This is a genomic window from Nonomuraea sp. NPDC059194, from assembly GCF_042754765.1.
Lineage (GTDB): Bacteria > Actinomycetota > Actinomycetes > Streptosporangiales > Streptosporangiaceae > Nonomuraea.
The window spans coordinates 22,991-45,149 of the sequence record NZ_JBHZBH010000011.1; the positions used below are offsets into that span (position 1 = coordinate 22,991).

Here is a 22,159-nt window from a genome sequence, read left to right on the forward strand (position 1 = left end):
GCCTCTATGCTTCCCCTCATGTTTGATCTCCGGGCCGAGCTGGCCGGCGCCATCGACAACCGGGATGGTTGCTGGGGTTTCATCCGCAGCTTCGCCGCCGCTTGGGCCACGCCTCTCGGCGAGGGGGACGGGTGCGATGCCGCGGATCTTGATGCGGCGGAGCGACGGCTTGGGCTTCGGTTGCCCGCCGTTCTGCGCGAGGCATATGCGCTGCTCGGTCGCCGCGGAGATCTGACCAGCAACCAGGACCGGCTGCTGGCCCCCGAGGAGTTGTACGTCGACGACACCGGGCAGGTTCTGGTCTACCGGTTGGAGAACCAGGATGTCGTCGAGTGGGGCATCCCGCTTGACGCCCTGGCGCGGGACGATGCCCGGACGGTCTACCGCACCTCGATGGCCGACAACAGCGCTGAGCTGTGGGCTCCGTGGCTGGACAGGCTGTCGCCGGCCTTCGTGGAGATCGTGCTGTCGGAGACGCTCATCGCGGACGAGGAACTGTTCAACTTCCTCGACCTCACCCCTGACGACATAGCGCTTGTCGAGGCGACCTACGAGCGTCTGGCGATGCCCGCCTACCCGGCCGACGAGCCGTCCATCGTATGGTTCGCCGGCCCGGATGTGCTGCTGCGCCAGGACGCGGGCGCCTGCCTGATGGTCCGGGCACGTACGCCCGAGGCTCTGGATGAGGTCTACGAGACACTGGACGGGGAGTGGAACCTGTAGCCGAGCGTGTCATGCGGTGGATCGTCCGCTTCTAAGCTCTGGGGTGTGGCGAAGTATTTCGATGTGCATCCGGACAGTCCTCAACCTCGGCTGATCAGCCAGGTGGTCGAACTTCTGCAAAGGGACGGGCTGATCGCGTACCCCACGGACTCGTGTTACGCGCTCGGGTGTCGGCTGGGCAACAAGGAGGGCATCGACCGCATCAGGGAGATCCGCAGCCTCGGCAGTGACCATCACTTCACCCTGGTCTGCAGGGATTTCGCCCAGTTCGGGCAGTTCGTGCATGTCAGCAATGCGCTGTTCCGCTCGGTCAAGGCGGCGACCCCCGGCGGTTACACGTTCATCCTGCCCGCGACCAAGGAGGTGCCGCGGCGGTTGCTGCATCCCCGGAAGAAGACGGTCGGCGTCCGCATCCCCGATCACGTGGTCACGCAGGCGCTGTTGGCCGAGCTCGGCGAACCGCTGGTGTCGAGCACCCTGCTGCTGCCCGATGAGACCGAGCCCTTGACGCAGGGCTGGGAGATCAAGGAGAGGCTCGACTACGTGGTGGACGCCGTCATCGACTCCGGCGAGTGCGGCGCCACCCCGACGACGGTCGTCGACTTCTCGCAGGGCGAGCCTGAGATCCTGCGCCGAGGCGCCGGAGACTCGTCCCTCTTCGAATAGGCGACTTCTCGGAAATGGTCACGAACGCGGCGAATCTCGGTGAGATTGGATCACCCGCATGGATGCCTAGAAGGGACGCATAACGTGCGATCGTTAACCCGCGTGATGGCGATCACGGTCTCGGCGGTGACGGCGTTGTCGGTGGTGGCCGCAGCGCCCGCCGCCGCGGCGCCCCAACTGGTTGTCAACGGCACGTTCACCGGCGGCACCGCGCCCTGGTGGAACTCGGCGAACACCTCGATGGCCGTGGACGCGGAGCAGCTTGCGGTGACCGTGACGGGCGGCACCGCCAACCCGTGGGACGCCATGGTGGCCCAGAACGACATCTCCCTGATCAAGGGCAACTCGTACACGCTCTCGTTCGACGCCTCGGCCTCCGCCCCGGTCACCGCGGTCACCACCGTGCAACTCGCGGATTCCCCGTATACCAACACGCTCGCCAAGACGATCTCGCTCACCACGACGAGCAAGCGCTACAGCTTTCCCTTCACCGCCAGCCTCAGCACGACGGCCGGGCAGGTGTCATTCCAGCTCGGCAAGAACGCCGGCTTCAGGTTCTCCCTGGACAACGTCTCGCTGACCGAGACGACGCCGTCGCCCGAGCAGCCGGGGTCCGGGCCGGTCGCCATGACCAGCGGCTTCTACGTCGACCCGGACTCCAACCCGGCGATCTGGGTGCGGGACAACCCCGGTGACTCCCGGGCGGCGCGCATCAGGTCATCCATCTCGGCCAAGCCGATGGCCCGCTGGTTCGGCGGCTGGAGCGGCGACGTCCGTGCCGCCGTCTCCAGGTATGTGGCCGCCGCGGACTCCGCCGACAAGCTCCCGGTCCTCGTGGCGTACAACATCCCCGGCCGCGACGCCTGTGGCGGGCACTCCGGTGGCGGGGCCGGCAACGAGTCGGCGTACAAGACGTGGATCACCGCGTTCGCCTCCGGCATCGGCGACCGCCCCGCGCTCGTCATCATCGAGCCCGATTCTCTCGGCGACTTCGGCTGCATGAACGACGCCGCCATCAAGGCGCGTAACCGCATGCTGGCGTACGCCACCCAGCAGTTCCGCGACAAGGCCCCCAACGCCTGGGCCTACCTCGATGCCGGCAACGCCGGCTGGGTAGCGGCCGGGACGATGGCGACGCGGCTCAAGAACGCGGGCGTCGGCAACGTTCACGGCTTCGCGGTGAACGTCTCCAACTACTACCCGACCGCCCAGTCGGCCACCTACGCCTCCTCGGTCAGTTCGGCTCTGGGCGGCGGCGCGAAGTGGGTGATCGACACCAGCCGCAACGGCAACGGCTCCAACGGCCAGTGGTGCAACCCGGCCGGCCGCAAGCTCGGCGCCCCCACCCAGCTCGGTGGTGGCGGTGGCACCGAGATGCTGCTGTGGGTGAAGATCCCCGGCGACTCCGACGGCACCTGCGGTATCGCCCCGAACACGCCCGCCGGCCAGTTCAGCCCGGCCATCGCCATCCGCCTGATCGACGGCACCTGACCTGGCGTCTGAGCCACACCCGCTACCTTTCGGCGTCCATGACCCACATCCGGTGATCCCATCCGATGTCTCGTGACTCGCCGGACGCGCAACCCCGCCCGTCCGGCGAGCTCGCCGCCGCTTCATGGCACGGGCAGCAACCCGCAATCGCTGCTTGCATTCATGTCAGGAGGTTTCAAACGGCGGGATTCGCTCGGCACTCAGACAGCCGGTATCAAAGTCTGACAGCTGGTTCAGGAAATCTTCCATGATTGTGCGAAAGCATTCGGGTGAAGTGCTGAAGACGGCGTGGCCGGCGCCGGGAAACACCAGCTGACGAGAACGGGGCAGAGACCTTGCGGCTATCTCGGCGAAGCCGGGCGGGGTGATCCCGTCGAATGCACCGCTCACCAGCAGGACAGGAATATCACTGCGGGCCGGTTCGGATGCACGGCCCGCGGCGCTTCCTACGTTCCAGACAGCGCAGTCCGAGAAAACATAGGGCGTCTGAGGCAGCAGCGACAGGACGGAATCCGGGAAATCCGGCAGCGCCTTCTTCGCCGCTGCCAGCATGCTTCTCTGACTGGTTCGTGGTACGTACTCGTGGCACTGGACGCCCAACTGCAGGCCGTACCCGAAGATCCCGGCCGTACCATGGGACGGAAGAAGTGCAGCCGCCGCCTTCGCGCCCGTGCCAGTCGCGAGATCATGGACGATGGCCGGGATTCGGGCTCGCAGGTCGGCATCGCTGCTGGCCCGCACCACGAGGTTGGCCAGCTTGTAGCCGTCGACGACCACCTCGGCCATCCGGCCGGAACCAGGGTCTTCGACGGATATCGACCGAGGCCGATCCGCGAGATCGTTCACAAGCCGGGTGAATTCTGAGTGCGCCTTCGGAAAAGCGCTGTTGCACGACCTGTCGTTCGCGCAGGCGTCGAACAGCGCCCGGTAACCGCGCGCCGCGGCACTCCAGTCGACCTCCACTGATGTGATCTGGGGAGGTACGACTCCGTCGAGAACCAGGGTGCGAATTCCTTCGGGGTGATCTCGCAACAGTTGCAAGGCGAGATTGGTCCCGTAGGAGACTCCGTACACGTTCCACTCATCGATGCCGAGCGCGATTCGGAGGTCGGCCACATCGGCGGCGTTCTCCGTGGTGTTGTACGCCGACAGGTCCCATCCGTCGCCGGCGAGACGCTCGCGACAGGCGCGCGTCGCGCGCGCACTCGCGTCAGACGTGGCCGGCTCAGCCATGACGAGCTGTGCCGAGCGTGCGGTGAACTCGTCGATCTCCGGACATGAAAGGAAAGGTTCGGCCTTCAAGGTGCCGCGCTGGCTTATGAAGATCACATCGCGATCGGCGTTCCACCCCGCAGCCGCTGACTGCTCCAGAAGGCCGCTTCCCCCGGGCCCGCCTGCCAGGAACACGATCGGGTCTTTCTTCGGGGTCGGCGACTGCGCCCTGAGCCGGGCGACAGGAATACGGATGGACCGGCCGTTGGGGCGCTCGCGGTTCTCGGGCACCGTCAGATATCCGCACTCGAACCCTGAGCCAAGGTCGTACTGCGGTGCGCCTTCGACAATCGGGTTCGGACAGGGCGCGGGATCGTAGGGGACGGCGCCCGAGCTTCCCTCCCCATACGTTCCGGCCAGAACAAGGGCCGCAGCGAGAGGGATGACGCCGCGACAGCGGTGAGCGGCCTTGGGCTGGCCGGCCGGCTTGGCGGCGGGCAGAAGAGCGGCGACGACTCGGTCAGCGCGCATTCACCCAGTCTCGCACGGACGCCTCAACGTCCTGCCTTGACTTCCCCCGCCCGCCATCCGCCGTATTCGGTGGTGAAGTTCGACGTCAGCCGCGTGCTGTCGTCCACCAGGAGATGCCAGGCGAGCTCGAAATCCAACAGCCAGGTGAGCGTCGTCCTGGCGAGCGCCTCCTTGGTGTCGGCGACCGTGGGCATGCGCAGGGGCCTATGTCCACGCGTGCCTCACATGATCGAATCGAGCGGCACGAGCGTAGCCCAGCACGCGATCCCGGCAGATGGACGAGCCGACGTCGCAGAGGTCCCCCGGGGGAGGGAGACGGATCCCCTGGCCGGGGGAAGCCGTCGCGCGGACGCGGCCGCACAGTGGGGAGTCATGAAGATTGCGTATGCGGCGATGGCATGGTCGGGCCTGTATGTGGCGTCAAAGGTGTTGTACGCCTTGGAAGGGCGGCTCGGCGTCACGGGCGGGCCGCACGTGTCCCCCGACAGTTACCAGGCGTATGGGCCTGGCGAGGTATCGATGGCGCAGTGGGCCAACGCCGGGAGCGGGCTGTTCATCATCGCGGTCCTGCTCCTTGGCCTGCTCAACTGGTCGGGGCGGTGGCCGCGCCGGATCCTGCTCACGCTGCATTGGCTGTTCACGGCGATGGCGGCCGTCGGCGGCGTCGGCATGCTGGCCACCGGGCTGTTCACCGACAGGGGAGGCGCGCTCTTCGGCGGCTACTGCGCGGTGTGGGCCGTCCTGCTGTACCTCTCCACCCGCGAACTGCACCGCCGCCCGACACGCGAGCTGCGGATGGTGCGTGGATAACGCGGGCGCCGGTCTGGAGTTCGTGGGCGCCGCGCGCCCTGGACCCTGCTGTACGGCACGCTCCAGGCGTACTGGGCGTTCGCGGACAGCCCGCCCCCGCGCAAGGCGCCATCGCGGTTCCGGGTGGCGCGTCCACCCTGGTAAGATGCGCATCGTTGCTCAAGCCTTCTCGGCGCGGACTCACCTCCGTCGGGGAGGCTTTTTTCATGCCCGAAACCTCCCGAAAGACGCGAGGCTGATCATGACCAGAGGGACCGACACCGCCGCAGCCGCGGGCACCTGGACCCTCGGCGACCTGACCGTCAACCGCATCGGATTCGGCGCGATGCGCCTGACGGGTAGCGCCGCCTTCGACCTCGGTACGCCGAGCGACCGCGAACGTTCGGTGAGCGTGCTACGGCGCGCGATCGAACTCGGTGTCAATCACATCGACACCGCCGCCTTCTACTTCTCGCGGCTGCGGTCCGCCAACGAGCTCATCAACCGGGCGCTCGCCCCCTACCCGGACGACCTCGTCATCGCCACCAAGGTGTGGCCGGGCAGGAGCCCATCGGGCGAGTGGGTGTGGGCCACGCCGGAACAGTTGCGCGGCCAGGTTGAGGAGAACCTGCGCCAGCTGGGCCGCGACCACCTGGACGTGGTGAACCTCCGCATCCCTCCGAGCCACAGGACCGGCTCGATCGCCGATCATTTCGGCGCGCTGGCCGACCTTCGCGACGCCGGGCTCGTCCGCCACCTGGGAATCTCCAACGCCACGTCCGAGCAGCTGGCCGAGGCCCAGGCCATCGCGCCGGTGGTCTGCGTGCAGAACGCCTACACCATCGGCGCTCCGGCCGGCGAACATGACCTGCTGCGGGTCTGCGGCGACCAGGGCATCGCCTTCGTGCCGTTCTTCGCGATCGCGGGTGCCGGCCGCGAGAGAGGAGCGAACGCGACGGAGCACGAAGCCGTGCTCGCGGTCGCACGCGCCCATGGTGTGTCGCCTGCGCAGGTCCGGCTGGCCTGGACGCTGCAGCAAGGACCGCATGTGCTGGCCATCCCAGGGACCGGAAATCCGGACCACCTCGTGGAGAACGTGGCCGCCGGATCGTTGCGTCTCTCCGACGAGGAGATGGCCCGCCTTCAGTCCCCGCCCTCTACAGCCGTAGAGTGAGAGGATGCGGATGACGACACTCGCTGACCAGTTCGTCCCGAAGCCCCACTTCGCCGAGCGCCACCAGATCGAGATCCCCGCCGCGCGGGCGGTCGTGTGGGAGGCGTGGCAACAGCTGGACCTGTCAGATCCACCGCTGGTGGCCCGGTTCCTGTTCGGGGCGCGCGATGTGATCGCGCGGCTGCGCCACGGTCACGCCCATCTGGATGTGCCGGACACGTTCATCCCGCTGGCCGAGGAGCGACCGGTGGAGCAGGTGAAGGGCGTCGTGGGCACCTGGTGGACCTTCGGGGCCACGAGCAACCGCGTTGACATCGCCGGTCGGCAGGAGTTCCTGGACTTCGCCGAGCCGGGGTACGGCAAGGCCATCGTCGGCATGCGCTTCGAGGAGATCGGCGGCGGGCGGACGCGGGTGACCACCGAGACCCGAGTCGTGTGCACCGATGAGGCCTCCCGCCGTGGGATGGCGCGCTACTGGCCGCTCATCCGCCCGTTCAGCGGGCTGATCCGGATCATGATGCTGCGGTCGCTGCGCAGCAGGGCGCTGCGATGACCAGGTCCGCACGCGTGACGGAGCTGCTGGAGGCGGCCGTCGCGATCGTGGCGGCCGACGGACTACGCGGACTGACCCATCGGGCCGTGGACAGCCGTGCGGGAGTGCCGCCCGGCTCGACCAGCTACTACTTCCGCACCCGCCAGGCGTTGCTGCAAGGCCTGGCGGAGCTCATCGCCGAGCACGAGCAGCGCGACATCGAACAGGCCGAGGTGTCGCCCGAGCTGGCGGACGCGCCGATGCTCAGGCAGGCCGCCGACCTGGTGGCCGGTGTGCTGGTCCACTGGCTGGGGCCGGCGCGGCAGCGGACCAGGGCCAGGTTGGAGATCTGGCTGCTGGCGGCCGAGCGGCCCGAGATGCGCGAAGCCCTCGGCCGGGTACGGGAGCACTTCCTCGAGCGCAGCCGGCTGCTGCTCGCCGGCACGGGAAGCGCCGCTCCGGCCGAGAACGCCCAGCTCGTCGTGGCGATGATCGAGGGACTGACCTACGACGGCGTGACCCGGCCCGTGCCCGAGCCGCCGGACAGGCCCACCCTTCGACGGGTCGTGGAGAAGATCCTCCTGGCTGCCGCCGAGTGACCGCCACCGCGGCCCCGAGAGCCAGTCGCGTGGGGTGTGAAAAGTAGGAAAAGTAAGTATATTTGCACTCTGCTGACCGAAGAGGGGCGGGAGCGCATGGCCGGGAAGATGATCGAGGGGCCGGACGGCCGTTACATCGTGGGCACCGTGAAGATCGGCGAGAAGGGGCAGATCGTCATCCCGAAGGATGCTCGGGACCTGCTCGGCATCGAACCGGGCGACACCCTGCTGGTGCTCGTGGACCGGAAGCAGGGCATCGCGCTGGTCGACAACGAGAGGTTCCGGCACTTCGCGACAGGTGTTCTCGCCATGCAGGAGGAGGCGCCCACCGATCCCGGCGGGGAGACGGGCCGATGACCGGCTACCGCAACCCGTTCGAGGGGAAGCGTGAGCCGTTGCCGCCCGCGCTGGCCAGGGCGGGCTTCCGCCAGGAGTTCGCCGAGCTGGACGGGGTGCTCATCAGCTACGTCCGGGGTCCCGAAGCAGGCGTGCCCATCCTCCTCGTCCCCGGACAGATGAGCCTGTGGAGCAGTTACCGCGTGGTCATGCCGGAGCTCGCGCGGCGGTTCACGGTGTACGCGATCGATGTCCGAGGGCACGGGAACTCCTCATGGACGCCGCGAGACTACTCATGGGACTCCGCGGGCACGGACGTGGCACACTTCCTGCGGCAGATCGTCGGGAAGCCCGCGATCGTCAGCGGCAACTCCTCCGGCGGCATCCTCGCCCTGTGGTGTGCCGCCCGCGTGCCGGAACACGTCGCCGCGGTCGTGCTGGAGGACCCGCCGATCTTCTCGGCCGAGCTGCCGCGCTTCCGCGACCGGGACCGCTGGGTGTACGGCAGCCTCGCGCACGCCGTACAGGTGCTCGGTGACCTCGATCGTCAGCGTGTGGCCGACATCTTCCGCCAGGAGATCCCGGTCGGCGAGACCAGGACCGTCCGGATGCCGGATCGGTTCGTCGACTTCCTCGACCGCCTGGTGACCCGGTACCAACGGCGGCACCCCGGCCGCCCGGCGAGTCTCGGCGTCCGGTGGCTGCCGGGGTCTCTGAACGAGCGGATCCGGGCGGCGTCGATGTTCGATCCCAACTTCGCCAGGGCGTTCGTCGACGGCCGCTTCTACGGCGACTTCTCGCACGAGGCCGCCCTGCGGGCGACGACCTGCCCCGCCCTGCTGTTGCACGCCACGTGGAGCCGGTACGACAGGTACGGACTCGTCGGCGCCATGGACGATGACGACGCCCGCCGGGTACGCGAACTCGCTCCTCAGACCGTCTACCGCCGGATCGACGCCAGGCATGTCATCCACGACGACAAGCCCCGGCAGTTCATCGCCGCCGTGACCGATTTCGCCGACACCCTCACCCCATGAGGCGACACGCTCATCTCTTGAGGAGAGGACGCTGTCGGAAGCGCTTCCCGCGATGCGCACCCGGAGCCCGGTGGAGAGGACGACGCGGGCAGGGTGAGGTGAGGGCGCCCACCTCCGCCGAAGCGCGACCCACTGACATCCGCGCCCGTCGGAGCGCGACCCGCCGAGGTCCCCGCCACCTCCGTGGACTCAGGCCCGCTGAGGTCCACGCCTGTAGAGCGCGACCAGCTGAGGCCCCCGGCGCCTCCGTCGACCTCGGGCCCGCTGAGGACCTCCGGCACCTCCGTGGCCCCCAGGCCTGAGGGGGTCGCACGGGACCTCCCCAAGGCCCGGAGAGCGCACGCCACTGCAGTGAGGAATCGATTGCAGCTACTCTTTCCCTCCAGACGATCCGAAACGGGGACAGGATGACGACGATCTACGATGTGGCTCGCCACGCGGGGGTGTCCGCCGCGACGGTCTCGCGGGTGGTGAACGGCCGGCCGAACGTGGATCCCGTGCTGGCCGAGCGGGTCAGGCGGGCCCTGACCGAGCTCGAGTACCGTCCCAACGCCGTGGCGCGCAACCTGCGCAAGAGCCAGACCACGCTGTGGGCCGTCATCATCTCCGACGTGGGCAACCCGTTCTTCACCGCGATGGTCAGGGGAGTTGAGGACGTCGCCCAGAAAGCCGGTTTCTCGGTCGTGCTGTGCAACAGCGACGAGGACCCCGCCAAGGAGGGCAAGTACGTCACCGCCGCGCTGGACGACCAGATGGCCGGCGTGATCATCTCGCCGTCCGGTCGGGCCACGCATGTCAACCGGCTGGTGGACGCCCGGGTGCCGGTGGTGGTCATCGACCGGCAGCTGCGCGGCATCGCCGTCGACACCGTGCTGGTGGACAACGAGCACGGCGCCGAGCTGGCCACCGCTCACCTCATCGACTCGGGGTACGAGCGCATCGCCTGCATCACGGGGCCGCGCAGGCTGTCGACGGCCGCCCAGCGCCTGCGCGGCTACCAGCGTGCGCTGCGCGGCCACGGCCGGGCCGTACGGGAAGAATTGGTGAAATATGCCGACTTCCGGGAGGAGGGCGGGTATGCGGCGATGGAGGCGTTGCTGCGGCAGGACTCCCCTCCGGACGCCGTGTTCGCCGCCAACAACCTGATGACGGTCGGCGCCGTCGAATGCCTGGTCGACCAGGGGGTGCGCATCCCGGAGGAGGTCGGCGTGGTCGGCTTCGACAACATCCCGTGGGCGCATCTGGTCAGGCCGTCGCTGACGACTGTGGGCCAGCCCACCTACGAGCTGGGCCGTACCGCCGCCCTGTTGCTGGCCGAGCGGATCGCCGAGCCGTCCCGCCCGGCCAGCAGCGTCACCCTGCACACCCAGTTGCACGTCCGCGAGAGCTCCCGCCGCTGACACCAGCGAACTGCCGCACGCCAGGGAACTGCCGCCGACACCCAGCGAACTATCGCCGACACCATTGACTCCGGTGTCTGCGTTCATTACCTTCTGGGCAATCAGCAATCGATTTCTCAGGGGTGCGCATGTCTGTGCCCGTTGTGCTCGGGGTCGACATCGGGACGTCCAGCAGCAAGGGAGTGCTGGTCGGCCTGGACGGCACGCTGCAACGGTCGGCCGTCCGGGAGCACACGGTGGACTGCCCCGGCCCCGGGCGTTTCGAGATGGACGGGCGGCTCTGGTGGGCGGAGTTCCGTGAGCTAGCCCGAGAGCTGGGCCGGGACGCCGAGGTGGTCGCGGTCGGGGTGAGCGGGATGGGGCCGTGTGTCCTGCTCGCCGACTCCGACGACATGCCGGTGCGGCCCGCCATCCTGTACGGCGTCGACACCCGCTCCACCGCCCAGATCGCCAGGCTCGAACGCGAGCTCGGCGCGGAGGAGATCCGCCGCAGGGGCGGCTCCGACCTGTCGAGCCAGGCGGCGGGCGCGAAGATCGCGTGGGTGGCCGACGAGGAGCCCGAGCTCTACGCGAAGGCGCGGCGGCTGTACATGCCCAGCTCCTGGCTGGTGCGCAGGCTCACCGGCGCGTACGTGCTCGACCACCACTCGGCCAGCCAGTGCACCCCGCTCTACGACGTCGGCCGCCTCGACTGGCACCGGCCGTGGGCGGACACGGTCGCGCCGGGCATCGAGCTGCCCCCGCTGCGCTGGCCGGGCGAACTCGCGGGCACGATCACCCGGCAGGCCGCCCGGGAAACCGATCTCCCGGAAGGCATCCCCGTGATCACCGGGACGGTCGACGCCTGGGCCGAGGCGCTCAGCGTCGGCGCCCATCAGCCCGGCGACCTCATGCTCATGTACGGCACGACCATGTTCCTGGTCCACACCACGCCCGAACACCGGACCTGGCCCGGCCTGTGGGGTACCGTCGGCGCTCTGCCCGGCACCTACAACCTGGCCGGCGGCATGGCCACCTCCGGCGCGATCACCGCCTGGCTGCGCGACCTCGTCGGCGGCGGCTACCAGGAGCTGCTCCAGGAGGCGGACGCGTCCGGCATCGGCGCCAACGGGCTGCTGATGCTGCCCTACTTCGCCGGAGAGCGCACCCCGGTCATGGATCCCCAGGCCAGAGGCGTGATCGCCGGGCTCACCCTCTCCCACACCCGGGGCGACCTCTACCGGGCGGCGCTGGAGGCCACCGGCTTCGCCGTACGGCACAACATCGAGACCATGCGGGCGGCGGGCGGCGACATCCGGCGCATCGTCGCCGTCGGCGGCGGCACCCAGGGCGGCCTGTGGACGCAGATCGTCTCCGACGTCACCGGCACACCTCAGGAGGTGCGCGCCACTTCGATCGGAGCCTCGTACGGCAGCGCCTTCCTGGCCGCCCGCCTCGTCGGCGAGGCGTCGATCGACGCGTGGAACCCCGTCACGCACGTAGTAACGCCACGGCCGGAAGCGGGCACCCAGTACGACCAGCTCTACCGCCTTTACCAGCAGCTCTACCCGAGCACGGCCGACATCGCGCACGCCCTGGCCGGCCGTCAGCATCGTTGATCCCCCCACGCGAAGGGCAGCCCATGTATCGATTCCCCCAGATCGTCGAACCGCCTGCCGCCGAGCCCGGCGTCGTCTACACCGTCGCCAGCGGCGACCTGCGGCAGAGCGCCAACCAGACCTGCTGGCCGGTGCAGGAGAAGCTGGAGAACGATCTCGCGGCCACGCTGCGCGACCTGGGCTGGTCGGTCCGGCGCGGCCACGAGGTCGATCCTGCCAAGGGGCACGGCTTCATCGACAGCCAGCGGGCCGGCATCGAGGTGTTCAAGGCCCTGCCGCCGGACGCTCCGCTGATCGTGGTCGAGGCGGTCTGGCAGTACAGCCACCACGTGCTGGCCGGGCTGCGCAGCCACCGCGGGCCGATCCTCATCGTGGCCAACTGGAGCGGTCAGTGGCCCGGCCTGGTCGGCCTGCTGAACCTGGCCGGCAGCCTGACCAAGGCGGGCAGGCCGTACTCGGTGCTGTGGAGCGAGGACTTCACCGACGAGTGGGCCAGGCACGGGCTCAAGACCTGGCTGGAGAGCGGCGAGCTGACCCACGACACCAGCCACGTCACCGGGCTCGGCGAGCTGCCCTCGACCCCCGAGTCCGAGCTGGGCCGGGCGCTCGCCCGCCAGCTCGCCACGGAGAAGGCGATCATCGGCGTCTTCGACGAGGGCTGCATGGGCATGTACAACGCCATCATCGACGACGAGCTGCTCAACCCGCTGGGCATCTACAAGGAGCGGCTGTCGCAGAGCGCGCTCGTCGCCGAGATGCACCGGGTCGGCGACGCCGAGGCGCTCGCGGTGCGCGCGTGGCTCGACAAGGCGGGCCTGACCTTCCACACCGGCGCCGACGAGGCCACCGAGCTGACCGAGTCGCAGCTGATCAGCCAGTTCAAGATGTACGTCGCGGCGCTGCGCATCGCCGATGACTTCGGTCTGGACGCCGTGGGCATCCAGTACCAGCAGGGGCTCAAGGACGTGGTCCCGGCCAGCGATCTGGTGGAGGGGCTGCTCAACAACGTCGAGCGTCCGCCGGTGCGCAGCCGCGACGGCTCCCGCGAGCTCTACGCCGGCCGCCCGATGCCGCACTTCAACGAGGTGGACGAGGGGGTCGCGGTCGACTCGCTGATCACCAACAGGGTGTGGACCGCGATGGGCCTCGACCCGGCGACCACGCTGCACGACATTCGATGGGGCGAGGAGTACGAGGGACAGTTCATCTGGGTTTTCGAGATTTCGGGATCGGTGCCGGCGTCGCACAACGGCGGTTACGACAAGTCGTGGAGCATGCGGCAGCCACCGATGTACTTCCCCCTCGGCGGCGGCACGCTGAGCGGCGTCTCCAAGCCCGGCGAGATCGTCTGGTCGCGGGTGTTCATCATGGACGGCGAATTGCACGTCGACCTCGGCCGGGCGAGCGTGGTGGAGCTGCCGGAGGAGGAGACCAGGCGCAGGCTCGACGCCACCACCCCGCAGTGGCCGATCATGCACGCGGTGCTGCACGGCGTCACCCGCAACCAGTTCATGGCCCGTCACCGGGCCAACCACCTCAACGTGGCCTACGCCCATGACGCGGACAGCGCCGACAGGGCGCTGACGGCCAAGGCCGCGGCCTTCGCCGAGCTCGGCGTGCACGTACACCTCTGCGGAATCTCCGCGCCGGTCCCAGGAGGGGGAGAGCGGTGAAGCTCTTACGTATCCCGATCGCCATGGTTCTGCTGTCCGGTCTGGCGTCGGCGGGCCCTGCCCAGGCTTCGTCGACCCACTCACCGGCCATCGTGGTGAGCAAGATGACCGGACCCGGTTCCGTCAGCGCCACCGACGCGAACTGGAAGATCAAGGCCACCGATCTCGGCGTCATGTGGGACAACGGCAGCGGGGAGATCCTCGCCGCGTTCGGCGACACGTTCGGCGACACCTGGCAACCTCCCGGCGCGAACGGCAACGACTGGCGCAGCCAGGTGCTCCTGCGCAGCACGGACCGCAACCTCGCCGACGGCATGTCGTTCAGCAGCGCGGCCACCGACGCTCCCGGCCACGCCAAGGAGCTCATCCCCAGCAAGAAGATCGACGGTGACGAGATCACCGTGATCCCCACCGCGGGCGTGTCGGTGGGGTCGCGGCAGTACCTCGCCTACATGTCCGTACGGCACTGGGGCGAGCCCGGAGTCTGGACCACGAACCACTCCTCGATCGCCTACTCCGACGACAACGGCCAGAACTGGGTCACCGGCGGCCCCCGATGGGACAACCCCGGCGGTGACAACCACTTCCAGATGGCGGCGTTCGTCCGGCGTGACGGCTTCGTCTACATGTACGGCACGCCGAACGGCCGCAACGGCGCCGCCTACGTGGCCCGGGTCCCCGAGGCCGCCGTGCTGGACAAGGCCGCCTACCGGTACTGGACGGGAAGCGCCTGGCAGTCGGGCCCTGACACGCTGGCCGCCCCGGTGGTCGCGGCGCCCGTGTCGGAGCTGTCGGTGCAGTTCAACAGCTTCACCGGCAAGTGGCTGATGACCTATCTGAAGGGCAGCGACGTGGTGCTGCGAACCGCGCCGGCGCCCACCGGCCCGTGGAGCACCCCCGCGGTGGTGGCCAGCTTCGCCGACTTCCCCGGCCTGTACGGCGGCTTCATGCATCCGTGGTCGTCGGGGCCGAACCTGTATCTGGCGCTGTCGGAGTGGACGCCGTACAACGTCTATCTGATCCGCGTCACGCTGAACCGCGACGGGAGCATCACCAATCCGAACCTCGTCCGGGATCCCAGCTTTGAACGCCAGACCACGGGCACGGTCTCGGCGCCGTGGGCCGTGACCGGCAACGGCGGTATCGACAACGCCACCTGGGCCTTCACCGCGGATCGCAACGGCTTCGTCAGGTACAACCGGGGTTGGCACGACCTGCACCAGACCGTCTCCGTCACCCCGCACACGGCTTACACGCTGAGCGGCTGGCTCAGAACCTCGCCCAACAACGACAACGGGTTCTTCGGCGTGCGTAACCCGGGCGGCCCGCCGTTCGCCGAGGTCAACTTCAGGGCCGTCGGCGGCTGGACGAAGTTCACCGTCACCTTCAACAGCGGCAGCCGGAGCTCCGTCGAGGTCTTCGCCGGAATCTGGACCGACAACGGCGACATGTGGCTCCAACTGGACGACTTCGCCCTGACCAAGTCCTGACCTCGTCGACGTACGAGCCCGTACATCGATTGGATAACAGACGTTGACGCCCTCAGTGGAGGGCGATAGGAAGCCAGGCAATCGATTTCTCGATTCTCATAGGAGGACCCGTGACCTACGGCCAGCACGGCAGCAGCCTGCGCGACCTCCCGCGGTTGCGTTCGCACCGCCGCAGGAGGGCGTCGAGCTGGGACCGTTCGGGCGGCAACGACGACCGCGTGACGGTCGCGCCGGGGGAGACGGTCACCCTCGCCGACATCCGCGGCGCCGGCTCGATCAACCACATCTGGATGACCGTGGCGCCCCGCGACCCCGGCACACCCGAGACCCACGACCGGGACTTCCTCCGCAAACTCGTCCTGCGGGTCTTCTGGGACGACAACGAGCACCCGAGCGTGCTCGTGCCGCTGGGCGACTTCTTCGGCATGGGCCACGCCCGCACCGCCAACTTCGTCTCGGCCCCGCTCCAGATGAGCCCGCAGGACGGCAAGGCCTTCAACTGCTGGTTCCACATGCCGTTCAGCAGCCGGGCCAGGTTCGAGCTGACGAGCGAGTGCGAGGAGGAGGTGCTCTGGTTCTACTACTACATCGACTACGACGAGTTCGACGAGCTCGGCGAGGGGCTGGGCCGCTTCCACGCCCAGTGGCGGCGCGAATGCCCCACCGACGGCCTCGACCAGGGCCAGCTGTCCAACTCCGAGTACCTGTTCGGCGGCACCAACCTCGACGGCGCCGGCAACTACGTCATCCTCGAGGCCGAGGGCCGCGGCCACTACGTCGGCTGCGTCCTGAACGTCACCAACCTCCGCCGCACCTCCGACTGGAACTGGTACGGCGAGGGCGACGACATGATCTTCATCGACGGGGAGGCGTTCCCGCCGAGCCTGCACGGCACCGGGACCGAGGACTACTTCAACACCGCGTGGTGTCCCAGCCAGCCGTACCACGCCCCCTACCACGGGCTCACCCTGCCGGGCGGCGAGAACTGGTCGGGACAGATCTCGATGTACCGCTTCCATATCGAGGACCCGGTGCCGTTCACCACCTCGATCAAGGTCACCATCGAGCACGGCCACGCCAACCGCCGCCAGGACGACCTGTCCTCGGTCGCCTACTGGTACCAGGAGCTCCCGCACCGGCCGTTCACGCTCCCACCCGTGAGCGCGCGGCTGCCCCTCATGTGATCACCCGTCGGGTGCAGCACGTTCAGGAAGGAGACGGCACCAGGTGCCCCGATAAGCGGCACATGAAGAGCACTCACCCCCCACGTCACCGAAGGAGACGACGTGCGCACACAACTCATCCGGCTGATCGCGGCCGTGGCCGGCACCGCGGTGCTGGCCGTCGGCTGCGGGTCGGGCGGCACGGGCCAGGGCGCGGCAGGCGGCAAGGCCGAGATCACGCTGTGGCAGCAGAAGTTCACCGACCAGGAGGACGCCTGGTACAAGAAGGCGGTCGCGGGGTTCAACAAGTCGCAGGACAAGGTCGTGCTCAAGCACGTGATCGTGCCGGCGGACGTGTGGGACCAGAAGATGAAGGCCGCCCAGGCCGCCGGCAAGGCGCCCGACGTCTACACCGTCAACTACAGCAAGGTGCCCGGCTTCGCCCGCACCGGCCAGATCCAGGCGCTCGACGCGCTCATCCCGGCCGACAAGTGGGCCGGCCTGCAGGAGTCGGTGGTCGGCTCGGTGGAGCACAAGGGCAAGAAGTACGGCTACCCCATGCTGGTCGAGCCGTCGGCCGTGCTGTATTACCGCAAGGACCTGTTCGCCAAGGCCGGGCTCGACCCCAACAAGCCGCCGGCCACCTGGCAGGAGCTCGTCGACTACGGCAAGAAGCTGACCACCAAGGACGTCGCGGGCGTCGTCACCGCCGCCAACCAGATCGACATGGCCTGGTCGACCTGGGGTCTGCAGTGGAACGCCGCCGGGCACCTGCCGATCAGTGACGACTGGTCCACGCCGCAGGCGACCGACGCGAAGTACAAGCAACTGCTGCAGGTCTACCAGACGCTGTACCAGCAGGGGATCATGCCCAAGCAGCCGCTGGCGCCCTACGCCGACGCCAACCCGCTCGGCCAGGGCAAGACCGCGATGATGGTCTGCGGTTCGTGGGCGGCCAGCGTGCTGCTCCAGGACTACCCGAAGATGGTCGCCAACATCGGCGCCGCCGCCCTGCCCTCCTTCGACGGCGACACCACCAAGCCCACCGCCACGCTCGGCGGCTGGACGCTGGTCGTCGACGCCAAGTCCAAGAACGCCAAGGCCTCGGCCGACTTCGTCTCCTGGCTGCTGGCCGGCGACCCCACGCTGCTGGTCGAGTTCTTCAAGAACACCAAGTTCTCCAAGTACTCGCCGCGGGCGGCCGTGGCCGACGCGATCAAGAACGACCCGGCCGCGGCGGAGAACCCCTGGGCCAGGACGATCGAAGAGCAGGTCGTGAAGTACGCCAAGCCTGAGCCCGCCTACGACTGGGCCATCAGCCTGGCCTTCGGCAAGGCCATCGAGAAGGCGCTGCAGGGCAAGGACATCGACCAGGCGCTCCAGGCGGCCGACGCCGAGATCAAGGACGTGATCGCCAAGAACAACCTGGCCGGACAGGGTTCCTGACGAGTGAGCCCGCCGCCGGTCCCGCACGGGTCCGGCGGCGGAGAAAGGAGCGCCCGTGGCTGTCACGTCACTGCGGGCCGCACGCGTGGAACGCCGCGCCGGCGTCCGCGCCCGCCCGAAGCGGGAGAGCAGGGCGGCGTTCATCATGCTGGCGCCGCTGCTGGTCCTCCTGGCGATCTTCGTGATCTGGCCGCTGATCCACGCGGTCTACATCAGCTTCTTCACCTGGAGCTTCTACGACCCGGCGGTGTTCGTCGGGCTGGAGAACTACATCAACGTCGTCACCGACGAGGAGTTCGTCAACTCGGTGGTGCGTGGCCTGCTGTTCTCCGCCATGGTGGTCCCCGTCCAGGTCACGATCGCGTTCGTCTTCGCCAACCTGGTCAAGACGGTCAGCCGCCGGATGGCCGCCGTCATGAAGGTGACGATCTACGTCCCGGCCGTGATCTCCGAGGTGATCGCCGCCGTCGTGTTCGCACTCATCTACACCCACCGCGGCGGCCTGCTGAACTGGTTCCTCGACTTCTTCGGCATCGAGGCGATCCCCTGGCTCGGCGACACCGCCACCGCGCTTCCGGCGGTGGCCATCCCGGCGATCTGGATCGGCATGGGCGTGGCGTCCCTGATCATGCTGGCCGGCCTGCTCGACATCCCTGAGGCGTACTACGAGTGCGCCTCGCTGGACGGGGCCGGGCCGTGGACCAAGATGTGGCGGATCACGCTGCCGCTGATGAAGAACGTCATCCTGTTCCTGCTGGTCACCGGTTTCGCGGCGTCGCTGCAGTTCCTCATCCTGCCGTGGCTCATGACGCAGGGCGGCCCGGTGAACTCCACCAACCTGCCGAACCTGTTCATCCTCGCGCACTTCAACAAGGACCTGTACGTCGGCTACTCGATCGCCGCGGCACTGCTGCTGTTCGGCGTGCTCGGCGCGGTGTCGGCGATCATCTTCCGGCTGGTCAGATCAGAGAAGGCGATGGACGCATGAGAGGCGCGCTCGGCTGGATCGTCCGGTACGGCCTGGCCGTGGCCATCGTCGTCGCCGCGCTGTTCCCCCTGGCCTGGCTGGCGGTGGCAGGCTTCAAGGCCAAGACCGAGGTGGTGGCCACCCCGTTCCAGTTCTTCCCCGAGGTGTGGCGCTGGGACAACTACGCCCAACTGCTGGCCGACGAGGCGTTCGTGCGCGCGCTCGGGGTGACCTTCGTCGGGGCCGCGCTGTTCGCGGCGCTGAGCCTGGTGGTCAACGCGCTGGGCGCCTACGCCTTCGCCCGGCTGGAGTTCGCGTTCAAGCGGACGATCTGGGCCATCGTGATCACCACGATGTTCATCCCCGGCATCGCGATCATGCTGACCTCGTTCATCGTGGTCACCGAGCTGGGCATGCTGGACAGCATGTCGGTCCTGGTGATCCCCGGCGCGGCCTCGGCCGTCCAGGTCTTCTTCCTGCGCCAGTTCTTCCTGGCGGTGCCGACCGCGCTGGAGGAGGCGGCGCAGCTCGACGGCGCGGGGCCGTGGCGGATCTTCCGCCACATCTTCATCCCGCTGTCGAAGGGCGCGTTCGTGGTGGTCGGCGCCACCTCGTTCCTGCTGTTCTGGAACTCCTACGTCTGGCCGGTGCTCACGATCACCGACCCTGAGCTGTTCCCGATCCAGCAGTACCTGGCGACCTTCCGCTCAGAGAGGACCAGCGAGCAGGGCCTGCTCACGGCCGGATCCACGCTGGCCGCCCTGCCCGTCATCGTCCTGTTCCTGATCTTCCAGCGGCACATCATCCGCGGCGTGCGCATCTCGGGACTCAAGTGAACGCCAACCTCGGCAACGCCCGGCCCATCCCCCACGACGAGGGCAGGCACGTGGCCATGCCTCTGGGCGGGATCGGCACCGGCAATCTCGCGATCTGCGCCGACGGCGCGCTCCGGCAGTGGCAGCTGCAGAACGTCGGCAACCATCGCGGCAGCCTGCCGTACACCTTCTTCGCCCTGCGGGTGAGCACGTGGGAGCCGCCCGCGAACGAGGTGTTCGTCCTGCAGGCGCAGGCGGCCGACGCCCCGGCCACGCCGCTGGTCAACGACGACCACGTGCCGGAGTGGCAGCGCGAGCTGCTGCGTGGGCATCGGGGGGTGGCGGGGACGACCTTCCGCGGGCTCTACCCCTTCGCCCACGTGGAGTACCACGGGCTGCCCGTCGACGTCGGGCTGGAGGCGTTCAACCCGCTGATCCCGCTGGACGTGGACGACAGCTCGCTGCCCGCCGCGCTGTTCACCTTCACGATCGCCAACCCGGGGCCGCTTCCCGCCCAGGTGTGGCTGGCGGCGGCCGTACAGAACCCGGTCGGGCACGACGGCACCACCCCTGTCGACGGCGTGCGCGCGCTCGGCTACGGCGGCAACACCAACCGGGTGCGCCGCGAGCGCGGGTGGACCTCGCTGGTCATGGAGAACACGGCGGTCGACCCGGCGGCACCCGGCGCCGGTCAGGCGGTGCTGACCGTGGACGCGGCCGACGCCGCGGTGCTGCCGCAGTGGACGCATCCAGACGAGTTCCTGGCCTTCCTGGCCGGGCGCGCGGTCTACGCCGACGCCGAGAAGGCGCAGCACACCCCCTGGCTGCCGGACTACCAGGGCAGCGGGCCGCAGCAGGGGTACGGCCCCAGCCCGGCCGGTCAGACGTGGAACGGGGGCGTGGTCGCTCCGATGATCCTCCAACCCGGCGAGTCACGAAATATCCGGGTTTGTCTGGCGTGGCATTTCCCCAATCGCTACGCCAACTTCGTGCAGTTCGGGCCGCCGAACCCGCAGTGGGGGCCGACCAAATTCTGGCTGGGCAACGCCTACGCGACCAGGTTCGCCGACGCCGTCGACGTCGCCGGACACGTGCGCGAGCAGTGGGCGCGGCTTCGTGAAACGTCGCTGGCGTGGGTGGACACGCTGGCCGACAGCAGCCTGTCTCCGACAGCGGTCGAGCACCTGGCCGCGCAGGCGGCGATCCTGCGTAGCCCGTCCTGCTTCCGCACGGCCGACGGTGCGTTCTTCGGCTTCGAGGGAGTCCTCGGGGCCTCGACCGTGATGTGGTCGGGCGACGTCGGCGGATCGTGCCCGCTCAACTGCACCCACGTGTGGAACTACGCGCAGGCGGTGGCCAGGCTCTTCCCCTCCCTCGAAAGGAGCATGCGCGCCACCGAGTTCGACGTCATGCAGGCGCCGGAGGGCTATATCCCGCACCGGGTGATCACGCCCACCTACCTGCGCCAGCTCTGGGAGCTGCCCATCGGCGGCCCGGTCGAACCCGCCCTCGACGGCATGCTCGGCACGATACTCAAGACCTATCGAGAGGTACGGCACGGCGCGGACTGGCTGGAGCGGTACTGGCCGCGGGTCAAGCGCCTGCTGGCCCATATCCGGGAGAAATGGGACCCGGACGGCAGCGGTGTGCTGCGCGGCATTCAGCCCTCCACGCACGACATCGACCTGTGCGGGCTCAACCCGTTCATGGGCACGCTGTGGCTGGCGGCGCTGCGCGCCGCGGAGGAGATGGCGATCCTGATGGGGGAGCCCACCATGGCGGCGGAGCTGCGCGAGCTGTTCACCAAGGGCGGTGCGCGCTACGACGAGGCGCTGTTCAACGGGGAGTACTACGCGCAGGTGCTGGAGGAGGGCGACTCGGCCGAGTTCCAGTGGCTGGAGGGCTGCCTGGCCGACCAGCTCATCGGCCAGTGGTGGGCGCACCAGCTCGGCCTGGGCCACGTGCTGCCGCGCGAGCACGTGGTGAGCGCGCTGCGCGCGGTCGTCCGGCACAACCTGCGTACCGGGTTCGACGGCTTCGACCACCCGTACCGGGTGTTCGCCGACGGTGCCGACACCGGCCTGCTCATGTGCACCTGGCCGCGCGGCGGCAGGCCGCAGGTGCCGACCCGCTACTGCGACGAGGTGTGGACCGGCAGCGAGTACCAGGTCGCGGCCCACTGCCTGTGGGAGGGGCTGGAGGAGGAGGCAGGCGCGATCCTCGACGGGGTGTGGGCCCGATACGACGGGCGGCGGCGCAACCCGTACAACGAGATCGAGTGCGGCGACCACTACGTGCGCGCCATGGCCGGCTGGTCGGTGCTCGACGCGCTGGCCGGCGCCTCCTACGATGCCGTGACCCAGCGGCTCACCGTGTCGCCCCGCGGGCACGGCCGGTGGCCGCTGCTGCTTCCGACGGGGTGGGGGACCCTCATCCGCGACGCCGACGGCGTTCGCGTCTCCTGCTCCTATGGGGATCTGGAGGTTCATGTACAGGAGTGTTCGTGATTGCTAGCCT

General features: G+C 68.8%; 20 protein-coding genes. 18 read left to right on the plus strand and 2 right to left on the minus strand.

The window, feature by feature from the left end; translation table 11 throughout:
- The first annotated feature begins 6 nt into the window (after positions 1 to 6).
- The 3 genes from ACFXJ8_RS16100 (at position 7) to ACFXJ8_RS16110 (ending at position 2,880) form a co-directional block, all read left to right on the plus strand.
- A complete protein-coding gene (locus ACFXJ8_RS16100; RefSeq protein WP_379644663.1) occupies positions 7 to 723 on the plus strand; it encodes a hypothetical protein in 717 nt (238 codons plus the stop codon).
- A gap of 45 nt (positions 724 to 768) precedes the next feature.
- The gene (locus tag ACFXJ8_RS16105) at positions 769 to 1,389 is read left to right on the plus strand and encodes an L-threonylcarbamoyladenylate synthase (protein ID WP_379644664.1); all 621 of its coding nucleotides are present in this window, start codon (positions 769 to 771) and stop codon (positions 1,387 to 1,389) included.
- Between the two features lie 84 nt (positions 1,390 to 1,473).
- Positions 1,474 to 2,880 carry a glycoside hydrolase family 6 protein gene (locus ACFXJ8_RS16110; protein ID WP_379644665.1) on the plus strand — a complete coding sequence of 469 codons (1,407 nt, stop codon included), beginning with the start codon at positions 1,474 to 1,476 and terminating at the stop codon, positions 2,878 to 2,880.
- 165 nt (positions 2,881 to 3,045) lie between these two features.
- On the opposite strand, the gene ACFXJ8_RS16115 is transcribed toward ACFXJ8_RS16110, so the two are convergent.
- Both ACFXJ8_RS16115 and ACFXJ8_RS16120 read right to left on the minus strand, forming a co-directional pair.
- Complete coding sequence (locus ACFXJ8_RS16115) at positions 3,046 to 4,623, minus strand: alpha/beta hydrolase (RefSeq protein ID WP_379644666.1); 1,578 nt, start codon at positions 4,621 to 4,623, stop codon at positions 3,046 to 3,048.
- A 23-nt stretch (positions 4,624 to 4,646) separates the two neighbouring features.
- On the minus strand, positions 4,647 to 4,817 hold the full coding sequence (locus ACFXJ8_RS16120; protein ID WP_379644667.1) for a hypothetical protein: 171 nt from the start codon (positions 4,815 to 4,817) through the stop codon (positions 4,647 to 4,649).
- A gap of 178 nt (positions 4,818 to 4,995) precedes the next feature.
- Between ACFXJ8_RS16120 and ACFXJ8_RS16125 the strand changes: the two genes are divergently transcribed.
- The 15 genes from ACFXJ8_RS16125 to ACFXJ8_RS16195 all read left to right on the plus strand — a co-directional run bounded on the left by ACFXJ8_RS16125 (position 4,996) and on the right by ACFXJ8_RS16195 (position 22,149).
- A complete protein-coding gene (locus ACFXJ8_RS16125) occupies positions 4,996 to 5,433 on the plus strand; it encodes a hypothetical protein (RefSeq protein WP_379644668.1) in 438 nt (145 codons plus the stop codon).
- A gap of 241 nt (positions 5,434 to 5,674) precedes the next feature.
- Complete coding sequence (locus tag ACFXJ8_RS16130) at positions 5,675 to 6,586, plus strand: aldo/keto reductase (RefSeq protein WP_379644669.1); 912 nt, start codon at positions 5,675 to 5,677, stop codon at positions 6,584 to 6,586.
- Positions 6,587 to 6,596: 10 nt separating this feature from the next.
- Positions 6,597 to 7,139 carry a hypothetical protein gene (locus tag ACFXJ8_RS16135; RefSeq protein ID WP_379644670.1) on the plus strand — a complete coding sequence of 181 codons (543 nt, stop codon included), beginning with the start codon at positions 6,597 to 6,599 and terminating at the stop codon, positions 7,137 to 7,139.
- Positions 7,136 to 7,717 (plus strand): TetR/AcrR family transcriptional regulator, encoded by a 582-nt coding sequence (locus ACFXJ8_RS16140; RefSeq protein ID WP_379644671.1) that lies wholly within the window; start codon positions 7,136 to 7,138, stop codon positions 7,715 to 7,717. Before ACFXJ8_RS16135 ends, ACFXJ8_RS16140 begins: the two co-directional genes overlap by 4 nt.
- Positions 7,718 to 7,813: 96 nt before the next feature.
- The gene (locus ACFXJ8_RS16145) at positions 7,814 to 8,074 is read left to right on the plus strand and encodes an AbrB/MazE/SpoVT family DNA-binding domain-containing protein (protein WP_379644672.1); all 261 of its coding nucleotides are present in this window, start codon (positions 7,814 to 7,816) and stop codon (positions 8,072 to 8,074) included.
- A complete protein-coding gene (locus ACFXJ8_RS16150) occupies positions 8,071 to 9,090 on the plus strand; it encodes an alpha/beta fold hydrolase (protein WP_379644673.1) in 1,020 nt (339 codons plus the stop codon). Before ACFXJ8_RS16145 ends, ACFXJ8_RS16150 begins: the two co-directional genes overlap by 4 nt.
- Positions 9,091 to 9,497: 407 nt before the next feature.
- Positions 9,498 to 10,490 (plus strand): LacI family DNA-binding transcriptional regulator, encoded by a 993-nt coding sequence (locus tag ACFXJ8_RS16155; protein ID WP_379644674.1) that lies wholly within the window; start codon positions 9,498 to 9,500, stop codon positions 10,488 to 10,490.
- Positions 10,491 to 10,618: 128 nt separating this feature from the next.
- Positions 10,619 to 12,088 carry an FGGY-family carbohydrate kinase gene (locus tag ACFXJ8_RS16160; protein WP_379644675.1) on the plus strand — a complete coding sequence of 490 codons (1,470 nt, stop codon included), beginning with the start codon at positions 10,619 to 10,621 and terminating at the stop codon, positions 12,086 to 12,088.
- Positions 12,089 to 12,111: 23 nt separating this feature from the next.
- On the plus strand, positions 12,112 to 13,761 hold the full coding sequence (locus tag ACFXJ8_RS16165) for a hypothetical protein (RefSeq protein WP_379644676.1): 1,650 nt from the start codon (positions 12,112 to 12,114) through the stop codon (positions 13,759 to 13,761).
- Positions 13,758 to 15,251, plus strand: coding sequence for a DUF4185 domain-containing protein (locus ACFXJ8_RS16170; protein WP_379644677.1), 1,494 nt, complete (start codon positions 13,758 to 13,760; stop codon positions 15,249 to 15,251). The genes ACFXJ8_RS16165 and ACFXJ8_RS16170 overlap by 4 nt, the downstream gene beginning before the upstream one ends.
- Positions 15,252 to 15,361: 110 nt before the next feature.
- Complete coding sequence (locus ACFXJ8_RS16175; RefSeq protein ID WP_379644678.1) at positions 15,362 to 16,435, plus strand: glycoside hydrolase family 172 protein; 1,074 nt, start codon at positions 15,362 to 15,364, stop codon at positions 16,433 to 16,435.
- 102 nt (positions 16,436 to 16,537) lie between these two features.
- The gene (locus ACFXJ8_RS16180; RefSeq protein ID WP_379644679.1) at positions 16,538 to 17,860 is read left to right on the plus strand and encodes an extracellular solute-binding protein; all 1,323 of its coding nucleotides are present in this window, start codon (positions 16,538 to 16,540) and stop codon (positions 17,858 to 17,860) included.
- 55 nt (positions 17,861 to 17,915) lie between these two features.
- Positions 17,916 to 18,848 (plus strand): carbohydrate ABC transporter permease, encoded by a 933-nt coding sequence (locus tag ACFXJ8_RS16185; RefSeq protein WP_379644680.1) that lies wholly within the window; start codon positions 17,916 to 17,918, stop codon positions 18,846 to 18,848.
- The gene (locus ACFXJ8_RS16190; RefSeq protein WP_379644681.1) at positions 18,845 to 19,663 is read left to right on the plus strand and encodes a carbohydrate ABC transporter permease; all 819 of its coding nucleotides are present in this window, start codon (positions 18,845 to 18,847) and stop codon (positions 19,661 to 19,663) included. The genes ACFXJ8_RS16185 and ACFXJ8_RS16190 overlap by 4 nt, the downstream gene beginning before the upstream one ends.
- Positions 19,660 to 22,149: a GH116 family glycosyl-hydrolase gene (locus ACFXJ8_RS16195; RefSeq protein WP_379644682.1), complete on the plus strand. Its 2,490-nt coding sequence runs from the start codon at positions 19,660 to 19,662 to the stop codon at positions 22,147 to 22,149. The genes ACFXJ8_RS16190 and ACFXJ8_RS16195 overlap by 4 nt, the downstream gene beginning before the upstream one ends.
- The last annotated feature ends 10 nt before the right edge of the window (positions 22,150 to 22,159 follow it).

What these genes read in the sequence shown, in the direction of transcription:
- ACFXJ8_RS16165 (WP_379644676.1), top strand. Translation starts at nt 12,112, where the DNA reads ATGTATCGATTCCCCCAGATCGTCGAACCGCCTGCCGCCGAGCCCGGC.
- ACFXJ8_RS16190 (WP_379644681.1), top strand. Translation starts at nt 18,845, where the DNA reads ATGAGAGGCGCGCTCGGCTGGATCGTCCGGTACGGCCTGGCCGTGGCC.
- ACFXJ8_RS16125 (WP_379644668.1), top strand. Translation starts at nt 4,996, where the DNA reads ATGAAGATTGCGTATGCGGCGATGGCATGGTCGGGCCTGTATGTGGCG.
- ACFXJ8_RS16155 (WP_379644674.1), top strand. Translation starts at nt 9,498, where the DNA reads ATGACGACGATCTACGATGTGGCTCGCCACGCGGGGGTGTCCGCCGCG.
- ACFXJ8_RS16115 (WP_379644666.1), bottom strand. Translation starts at nt 4,623, where the DNA reads ATGCGCGCTGACCGAGTCGTCGCCGCTCTTCTGCCCGCCGCCAAGCCG.
- ACFXJ8_RS16160 (WP_379644675.1), top strand. Translation starts at nt 10,619, where the DNA reads ATGTCTGTGCCCGTTGTGCTCGGGGTCGACATCGGGACGTCCAGCAGC.
- ACFXJ8_RS16130 (WP_379644669.1), top strand. Translation starts at nt 5,675, where the DNA reads ATGACCAGAGGGACCGACACCGCCGCAGCCGCGGGCACCTGGACCCTC.
- ACFXJ8_RS16100 (WP_379644663.1), top strand. Translation starts at nt 7, where the DNA reads ATGCTTCCCCTCATGTTTGATCTCCGGGCCGAGCTGGCCGGCGCCATC.
- ACFXJ8_RS16150 (WP_379644673.1), top strand. Translation starts at nt 8,071, where the DNA reads ATGACCGGCTACCGCAACCCGTTCGAGGGGAAGCGTGAGCCGTTGCCG.
- ACFXJ8_RS16120 (WP_379644667.1), bottom strand. Translation starts at nt 4,817, where the DNA reads ATGCCCACGGTCGCCGACACCAAGGAGGCGCTCGCCAGGACGACGCTC.
- ACFXJ8_RS16145 (WP_379644672.1), top strand. Translation starts at nt 7,814, where the DNA reads ATGGCCGGGAAGATGATCGAGGGGCCGGACGGCCGTTACATCGTGGGC.
- ACFXJ8_RS16135 (WP_379644670.1), top strand. Translation starts at nt 6,597, where the DNA reads ATGACGACACTCGCTGACCAGTTCGTCCCGAAGCCCCACTTCGCCGAG.
- ACFXJ8_RS16140 (WP_379644671.1), top strand. Translation starts at nt 7,136, where the DNA reads ATGACCAGGTCCGCACGCGTGACGGAGCTGCTGGAGGCGGCCGTCGCG.